4 protein-coding genes are annotated in these 10,059 nt (G+C 34.4%); 2 read left to right on the top strand and 2 right to left on the bottom strand.

All coding sequences use genetic code 11. The features are described from left to right. The coding region (locus QZZ53_RS15135) for a LamG-like jellyroll fold domain-containing protein (protein WP_365940755.1) at positions 1-6,520 on the top strand (6,520 nt) is incomplete at its 5' end. A gap of 205 nt (positions 6,521-6,725) precedes the next feature. Here the strand turns inward: QZZ53_RS15135 and QZZ53_RS15130 are convergent. Together QZZ53_RS15130 and ytxJ are read right to left on the bottom strand one after the other, a co-directional pair. After that, entirely contained in the window at positions 6,726-7,343 is a 618-nt protein-coding gene (locus QZZ53_RS15130; RefSeq protein ID WP_296386222.1) for a hypothetical protein, read from the bottom strand. A 131-nt stretch (positions 7,344-7,474) separates the two neighbouring features. Then, a complete protein-coding gene (gene ytxJ, locus QZZ53_RS15125; RefSeq protein WP_296386220.1) occupies positions 7,475-7,861 on the bottom strand; it encodes a bacillithiol system redox-active protein YtxJ in 387 nt (128 codons plus the stop codon). Positions 7,862-8,091: 230 nt separating this feature from the next. On the opposite strand from ytxJ, the gene QZZ53_RS15120 reads away from it, so the two are divergent. After that, positions 8,092-10,059, top strand: a 1,968-nt coding sequence (locus QZZ53_RS15120) for a Clp protease N-terminal domain-containing protein (protein ID WP_296386218.1), incomplete at its 3' end; no start/stop codon positions are given.

Genomic DNA, 10,059 nt, shown 5'->3' with positions numbered 1-10,059 from the left:
TGAAGGTGGTAGCACTACAATCACGTGGACCTTTGATGATGGCAACGGAAACTCTACGACTGCAACTCAAGTTTATAATTACGACGATACTACTGATCCTGTAACACCAACACTTTCTGCTGTAACTGTAGATTGTAACGGAACATTAACCGCTCCTACAACTACTGATGTCTGTGCAGGAACTATAACTGGTACAACTTCAGACACTCTATCTTTTGTTGAAGGTGGTAGCACTACAATCACGTGGACCTTTGATGATGGCAACGGAAACTCTACGACTGCAACTCAAGTTTATAATTACGACGATACTACTGATCCAATTGCTATTTGTCAAAACATAACGATTCAATTAGATCCTTTTGGTAACGCAACAATATTAGCTTCTGATTTAAACAATAGTTCTTCAGATAATTGTGGAACGATCTCATTTTCTGCATCGCAAACTGCTTTTACTTGTGCAGATATTGGAACTAACAATGTATTACTTACTGTAGATGATGGTAATGGGCAAACCGATTCGTGTACCGCAGTTGTAACTATCGAAGATAATGTAAACCCAAATGCTGTTTGTCAAAATATAAGTGTTGAACTCGATGCTTCTGGTATTGCAAGTATTGTCCCTACAGACATTGATAATGGTTCTTCAGATAATTGTGGAATCTCATCAATGTCATTAGATATTACAACATTCAATTGTTCTAATATAGGAGCAAATACAGTAACCCTTTCAGTGAGAGACACTTCAAATCAACTCTCTACGTGTACAGCTACTGTTACTGTGGAAGATCCTGCTCAAAATGCAGTTGCAAACATTGTTGCAGATAATAATCCTATTTGTGCTGGAGAAGATGTGACTTTTTCGATAGACTCAACAATAGATAGTGGAGCAACTCCAATATATGAATGGTTTGTTAATGGTATTAGTGAGGCCGCTAATATTTCAACATTCACACCTATAAGTCCACTAAGTAATGGAGATCAAGTCTATGTTGAAATGCAATCAAGTTTATCTGCGTGTTCTATACCTAAACAGAGTAACATCATAACTATGACTGTAAATCCATTACCTATAGTTTCTGGTCCAGCTAGTCTTTGTATGGGTAGCAATGGATATTTAACACCTGGAACTTCAGGGTGGGTAAGTACATCTGGGTTTGCAACAGTCAACGGTTTTGGTACCGTTACACCTACTTCTTCAGGAATAGCAACTTTTACATTTACTGATGCTAATGGTTGTACTTCAGATCTTTCGATAACAATAAATGATTTACCTCTAATTGGTAATCTCCCAAGTGATAATGAAATGTGTGTTAATAACACACATACTTTATCACCAACTACGGGAGGTGTATGGACTACTACTGATACTAGTATAGCAACTATTACAAGTGCTGGTGATATAACAGCTATTGCTTCTGGCGTTGTAAGTTTTGTATTCACCGATACTAATGGCTGTAACGTGACAACAGCTTCTATTCAAGTTTTAAATATACCAGCAATAAATTCAATTACAGCATCAAATGATCCTGTTTGTGCTGGTGATCAAAGTATATTAACGATTAATGCAGTAGGTGCTGGTGACAAAACAACTCTTATTAATTATAATTTTAATTCAGGAGATAATTACAGTGAATTAAATGGTCAAGAACCTACAGGTATAACATCTAGTGTAAATGGAGCTTTTCCATTTATTAGACCAAACCAAGAGGGCGTTGTAACTTTCCCTGGTGCTTTTACACAAAATACTATAGGTGGTGGTATATTACGTCAATATGATGACTGGCAAGATGGTGATTTCTTCTGGACAGGTGGCGCTGATGATAGTGGCTATTGGAGTTTTGACATAGGAGGCACTAACTTACCTAACTATCAGGACTTTAGAATTTACTTTCAGATTAGAAGAGTTTCAAGTTTAGGACTAAATAAAAGTGCTACTGTAGACTATAGAGTAAATGGAGGTACTTGGGTAACAAATTTCACAACTGTACAACTACCTACTGGTGCTAACAATTGGATTCCTGTAACTTTTACATTACCTGCATCAGTGGATAATCCTAATAATTTAGAATTAAGATTAAATGTGAATGATGGATCTGATTTTAATTGGGAATATGATTCTGCTACGGATACTTATAATGCATTTAATGAAGCCACTCCACATGTCCATTTAGATAACTTTCAAGTTCAGGGAACTACTGCAATAAACCCATTTACTTATTCATGGACTGCAAACACAGGATTAGATGCTGGTTTACCTGCAGGTTCAAATACACCTTCTTATACTAATGACCAAATTACTGTTACTCCAAATGTAACAACAGATTATACTGTTACAGTATTGAATAGTAATGGTTGTTCTGAAACTCAAACCATAACCGTAAATGTTTACCCTTCTCCAGATATAACAGTTTCTGTAGATTACTGTCCTGCAGATGATCTAAGCACTGCACAAGATGAGAGTAACATGGTTCAATTAGTAGCCAATGCATCGCTCCCAATTAGTTCTTGGGAATGGATTACAGGTGAGACGACCCAAACGATATATGTTGCCACTGCTGGTAATTACCAAGTTATTGGTACAACACCAAATGGCTGTTCAGAAGCTTATACTATAAGCGTAGCTCAAGAGCTTATAGTCAACGGAAATTTTTCACAAGGAAATGTTGGTTTTACAAGTGATTACAATTACGTAGCAGATCAGCCAGGACTTGTGCCAGTTGGGCAAGGTGAACTTTTTGATGATTCTGGAAATAATGGATACTCTATTGCTCAAAATGGACAAGATGTGAATATTAATTTTTGGGGACTAGACCATACTAGTGATGGTGCACCAAATTTTATGATCGTTAATGGACATGGTAATACTTTGGCTGTATGGAAGCAAACTATTACTGTTGAACCTAATACAGATTACTTTTTCTCGGCTTGGGCAATGAGTTTAAATAACATAGGACCTTTTGCACAATTAACATTTAACATAAATGGTACTAACGTAGGATCTGCTCCAGTACTAACTGCTCACCCAAATGATAATAATCCAGGCTCAGATAATTGGGTACGCTTCAATGGTATATGGAACTCAGGTGCAAACACCTCTGCAAATATTGAAATCCAAAATTTACAAGCTTCAGCAAGTGGAAATGATTTTGGGTTAGATGACATTGCATTTGCGACCTTATCAACTTTTATCAATTTAACATCAGCTGTTGGTACTGTTAGTCAAACAGTTTGTCAGAACTTACCAATAGTAGATATTACCTATGATGTTGGTGGAGGCTTAACTGCACCAAGTATTATAGGATTACCTACAGGTTTGACGACCTCTTTCGATGGTCTAGAATTTATTATAAGCGGTACTCCTACAGAATTCGGCACTTTTAATTATACGTTAACAACGACCTCAAGCTGCGATATAAAATCTGCAACTGGTACTATAGTAGTCGAAGAAGCTCCAGAAGTCGTTATACAAGTAATCTCATCACCTATTTGCTATGGTAATGGTAACATAGCTGTAAATTCAACATTATCAGGAAGTGCTTCTTCTGGTACTTGGACTACATCTGGCAACGGAAACTTTACAGGGATTTCAGTAGATGGATCAACAGGAACCTATAATTTTGGAGTAAATGAATCTGGCACTATTACATTAACATTCACCTCAAACGATCCTATTGGATCATGTGTAGCAGCAATAGATACTTATGATATTGAGATAACACCTTACTTCATAGCAAATGCAGGTGTTAACATAGACAATTCTGCAGCTAGCTGTGCTGACCTTAGTGTGACTTTGGCAGCAAACAATGTTGCAGGTCAATGGTCTGTTACTTCAGCTCAAGACCCAAGCACTTATTTTTTCTCTGATATCACTACATATAATTCTACGTTTACTGGAGAAAGTGGAGAGAACTATACTTTACAATGGGAAGCTACAAACACTGGTGTTTGTAATAATACTACTGATGTAATAACAGTAATCTTTGCAGATTGTGGTAACAACCTTGTGTTTGATGGTACTGAAGATTATATAAGTTTTGCCAATAATTACGATTTAAACGCTACAGCATTCAGTATTGAAGGATGGATAAATCCAGATAATCTTAATGGCACTAAAACTATAATTTCTAAAAGGAATAGCACTAACTTAAATTCTGGTTATGATTTAACTTTAATTAATCATAGGCTTTATTTCCGCTGGAATAATCAACAAATGTTTTCTACTGCAGTGATAAATAATAGCAAGTGGTATCATGTTGCAGTAACATTCGATGGTGCAAATACTTATACGATGTATATCGATGGTTTTGAGGTTAGAACTAATTCGACTGGGTCGTCTCCAGCTGTCAATTCTAATAAAAGTATGATTGGAGCTATGGATACAACAAATAATAATCCTATAAATTATTTTAATGGTGCTATAGATGAAGTTCGTATTTGGAATACTGAATTATCAGAAAACCAAATCCGTGAAATGATGAACCAGCAAATTGAAGCAAATGGCACTAACGTAAGTGGTGTTGTAGTTCAAATGGATATCACAGGTTTACAGTGGAATAATTTAGTTGGTTACTATCAAATGCTCATTGGACCACAATCTAATATTGCAAATGGTAACATTCAAGACATCTCAACTATTTCATCAGTACAAGGTAAACTCAATAAAATGACTGGCGCACAGGTAGAAAATGCTCCTATTCCATATATATCAGGAGCAAATGGTGATTGGGATAATCAAGCTACTTGGTTAAACGGTTCTGTTCAGCAAATTCCTAATTCAAGAACTAACAGTATTACAGGAGCAGAGCAAACTTGGAATATTGTAAGAATAACAACAGATGTAACTACTAATAGACCTAATATTATAGGAAGCACAACAATTAATGGCTTATTTATCGATAACAATAGATTAAGCATTGGTAATGATCAATCCATTTATGTTGAAAAGTATATAAAGATAGATGGCACATTGAATTTAGTTGGTGAGTCTCAACTTATACAACCAATGGGAAGTATTGTAGATTATACAGGAACTGGTCAATTAGAGCGCGATCAGCAAGGCACAGCTAACCTTTATAATTATAACTATTGGACGTCTCCAGTAAGTAGTAATGGAACAACATTCACTATTGCAGGTACTTTGTATGATGGTACTACAGTTTCAAATCCACAGCCATTAAATTGGACAAACTCTTTTGATGCAGATCCATCAACAACACCAAAAACACTAAGCCGCAGATGGTTATATCTTTATGAAAATTATCTAGAAAACTCTTATGCAGACTGGAATTTAATTGACGAAAACAACAATATCCCTGTTGGTTTAGGTTATACCATGAAAGGAAGTGGAAGCCCAAGTGCAAATCAAAATTACACCTTTGTAGGTCAACCAAACAATGGCACAATTTCATCACCTGTATCTGCTAATTTCCAAGCCTTAATTGGTAATCCTTATCCTTCTGCAATAGATGCCAATACTTTTATTCTCGATAATAGTGCTGTATTGTTAGATGGTGCACTTTCATTCTGGGAACACGCTCCATCAAATGGCACTCATCTTTTATTAGAATATCAAGGAGGTTACGCTGTACGTAACTTATCTGGAGGTTTGCCTGCTGTTTCACCACCAGAAATTAATGGTGAAGGAAACGCAAACCAAATACCTGGTCGTTATGTACCAGTCGCACAAGGGTTTTATGTTACAGGTAATGCTACAGGTGGTACAATTACTTTTAATAATACACAGCGAATTTTTAGAACAGAAGCAACAGCAAGCTCAGTATTCCTTAGAAATGCTACAGCTACATCAACTACTGATGATAACGATACTTTAAATAAATCCGTAAGAATTGATTTTATTACACCAGAAAATGCGGTTAGACACCTATTACTGGCATTTATTGAAAATGGCAATGCTACAGACGCTATAGATTATGGTTACGACGCTCTCAATACGGAAAGTTTCCCTAACGATATGTCTTTTAGTATTGAAGATGAAAAATTCTTAATTCAGGGAGTTGGAAATTTTGATGTTACAAAATCTTATCCTTTGGATATTGACATCACTAATGGTGGACCAATACAAATTGCCCTTAATACGATTGAAAACTTTGAAGAAAATATTGATGTTTTTATTTATGATGCTTTATTAGAGAACTATACAAGAATAAATAATTTAAATTTCCAATTAACTCTAGAAGCTGGTAATTACAGTAACAGGTTCTATTTGGTATTCCAAGAAGATACAACACTATCGATTATTAAGCAAAATACTAATGCTATAGCTGTAAACTTTCTTCAAAACACAGATGAAATCTATATTAAAACACCTAGCGGAATTGATGTGAAACAATTGTACTTAATTAATATTTTAGGGCAAACAGTTGCCTCATGGAACTCAACTAATTTACCGTTATCTAATGAAATTAAAGTCCCTGTGAAGGATGTTTCAGAAGGGAGTTATGTGTTAAAAGTTGAAACTAACTTTAGTACAGTTAATAAGAAGATTTTAATTAAGTATTAGATAGTTCTATAATTTAATTAGAACTAAAAAAAACCTCATGTTTCTGAGTTTTTTTTTATTGCGCTTAAAGTGTTTGTGCATGGTTAGTTGCTTTGAGCTCTAAGATAGCAAAAGGAACTGCACAGAGGAAATTCAGCAGAATTTCCGTGAAACTCTTTAAACACTATCCATGTAATTAATTATTCACGGTGTTGTAAATAGTTTTTTATTTTGGTATTGTGACTTTTAAGTCAATATCTTCGATAGTTTCTAGTTTATATTTCACATATCTTCCACTGATATTTGTTCCTTTCGCTTCTAAAATTATAAAGTTAAATGGTGGCTTTGTCTTATTATATAATTGTGTCTCAAGTGCTGAGAGTTTAAATACAGAGAAATAATTTTTGCCTGTTTCTTTTATTATGAACTTGTATTTCGCAACTTTCTTGTTTCTGTTATTTAGAATTTTAAAGGTAATCTCTTTAGTTCCTTTTTTTTCTTTTATTTCAGAGAATTCAAATTTATTTTCAGTGACGTTTTTTGTCATATTCTTTGTTTCCATAAAATATAATTTTAAGGAATCTGATTTATCAATATGAAAATAATGTACTTTATTTTCTTTTGTATCAAATATTCTAGATATAAGAGAATCGTTACGGTTATGTATCTGCATATGATACGAATCATCTTCAGAATTGAATAGATCAGTATGTTCCTGATTCGGAAATATTTGAGTAGAAAAACTATTCTTTACTATTTTATCAAATTTATAGTTTTGACTGTAGCATATACTTGCAAATAATAAAAAAAGTAGAGAAAATATCGTTTGCAGTGGTGTTTTCATAAATTATTTATAATGATTTGATATGACGTCATTTTAATGACTTATATCAAACGTTACTGAAACAAGTTCAGCACGTGTAGGCGAAGTTAGTTTTTCTAAAGTAAAAAATCAATACGTAGAACTACGTAATTCTAAAGAAATTTCTCTAAGTCCACCTCATTAATCCCGCCATGAGAGGCATGTGCAACCACTACTCCATTTTTCAAAACTAGTAATTGTGGAGATTGGTGCATTACTTGAAATTTATATCCAACCTCATTAGAAACATCTCGATAACTTAATAAATCTAAATAATACAAATCCGCATTACTGTTTACATCATAAGCAGACACAAACTGATTCATTACCATTCTACTAATTCCACAACGCGTAGAGTGTTTAAAAATAAGCTGTGTTTTGACTTTAGACTGTTCTGTAATTTTATCTAATTGGTTAACTGCATTTAAAGGCAACCAAGGCAATACTTTTTCTTCTTTTGATTCTGATGAACCACTAAATATTTTATTAAAAATCCCCATAACTTATATACGATTGTAATTAGTAAGTCGTTAAGACTTATAAATCTTACAAACTGACGAAACGTCACGTAACCACTAACAAAATCAGTCATTTTGTCTTGCGGAATGCATTGGTAAGATTATTGACTAAAGATAAACAAACACAACAATAAAACAATGTTCGTTTGAGCTCAATTGAAAACTTTAAACCTTTCGACTGCGCTCAAGGAGACAAAAAATAAAATTAAAAGATGAACTTTAATAATTATACAATTAAATCACAAGAAGCCATACAGCAAGCTCAACAACTTGCTCAAGGTTTTGGTCATCAACAAATAGAAAATGAGCATATTTTTAAGGCTCTTTTTAATGTTGATGAGAACGTATTGCCATTCCTTCTAAAGAAATTGAATGTTAATGTATCTATACTTCAACAAATATTAGATAAAGAGCTCGAAAGCTTTCCAAAAGTTTCAGGTGGAGATATTATGCTCTCTCGAGACGCTAGTAAAGCTCTAAACGAAGCATCAATCATTGCTAAAAAAATGAATGACGACTTTGTGTCTATCGAGCATTTAGTATTAGCTGTATTCAAATCTAAAAGTAAAATTGCACAGATTTTAAAAGATCAAGGAGTCACAGAAAAAGGCTTAAATACTGCTATCGAAGACTTACGTAGAGGAGACAGAGTAACATCTCAAAGTCAAGAAGAAACCTATAACGCGCTCAACAAATATGCTAAAAACTTAAATCAGTTAGCAAGAGATGGCAAATTAGATCCTGTTATTGGTAGAGATGAAGAGATACGTAGAATCCTTCAAATTTTATCGCGTAGAACCAAAAACAATCCAATTTTAGTTGGTGAACCAGGAACAGGAAAAACTGCTATTGCAGAAGGTTTAGCACACAGAATTATAGATGGAGATATTCCAGAAAATCTAAAAGACAAACAAATTTTTGCATTAGACATGGGATCTTTAATTGCTGGAGCAAAGTTTAAAGGCGAATTTGAAGAACGTTTAAAAGCCGTTATTAAAGAAGTTACTGAAAGTGATGGAGATATCGTCTTGTTTATAGATGAGATTCATACTTTAGTTGGTGCTGGTGGTGGACAAGGCGCAATGGATGCTGCCAATATTTTAAAACCAGCTTTAGCACGTGGAGAACTAAGAGCTATTGGAGCAACCACCTTAGATGAATATCAAAAATATTTTGAGCAAGACAAAGCCTTAGAACGTCGTTTTCAGAAAGTAATCGTGAACGAGCCAGATACGGAAAGTGCGATTTCTATTCTTAGAGGAATAAAAGAGAAATACGAAACACACCATAAGGTTCGAATTAAAGATGAAGCTATTATTGGTGCCGTAGAGTTATCGGAACGTTACATTACCAATAGATTCCTTCCAGATAAAGCCATTGATTTAATGGATGAAGCTGCTTCTAAATTAAGAATGGAAATCAATTCTAAACCAGAGGAACTAGATGTGCTCGATCGTAAAATAATGCAATTAGAAATTGAGCATGAAGCTATTAAACGTGAAAAGGATGAAACCAAATTAAAAAGCTTAAAAGCGGATTTGGCCAATCTTAAAGAAGATCGTAACGAACTTAATGCGAAGTGGAAATCTGAAAAAGAAGTTGTAGAGAATGTTCAGAATATAAAGCAAGATATAGAAAACTATAAGCTAGAAGCTGAACGCGCTGAGCGTGAAGGTGATTATGGTAAAGTAGCAGAAATCCGTTATGGAAAAATAAAAGAAGCTACTGAACAGCTTGAAAAATTTCAAAAACAATTATCAGAACAACAAGAAACAGCCTTAATTAAAGAGGAAGTCACTTACGAAGATATTGCAGATATCGTTGCTAAATGGACAGGAATACCTGTAACTAAAATGATACAGAGTGAGCGTGAGAAGCTTTTAAAATTAGAAGACGAATTACACAAACGTGTTGTTGGGCAAGAAGAGGCTATTGAAGCGGTTAGTGATGCTGTAAGACGCTCTAGAGCAGGTTTACAAAACCCACAAAAGCCAATTGGAACCTTCTTATTCTTAGGAACAACAGGAGTTGGTAAGACTGAATTAGCAAAAGCTTTAGCAGAATACCTATTTGATGATGAAAATGCGATGACACGTATTGATATGAGTGAGTATCAAGAACGACATGCAGTAAGTAGATTGGTTGGCGCGCCTCCAGGATATGTTGGTTATGATGAAGGT

The organism is Winogradskyella sp. (assembly GCF_016744625.1).
Taxonomy (GTDB): Bacteria; Bacteroidota; Bacteroidia; order Flavobacteriales; family Flavobacteriaceae; genus Winogradskyella.
This window is presented reverse-complemented; position numbering and strand designations above follow the sequence as displayed.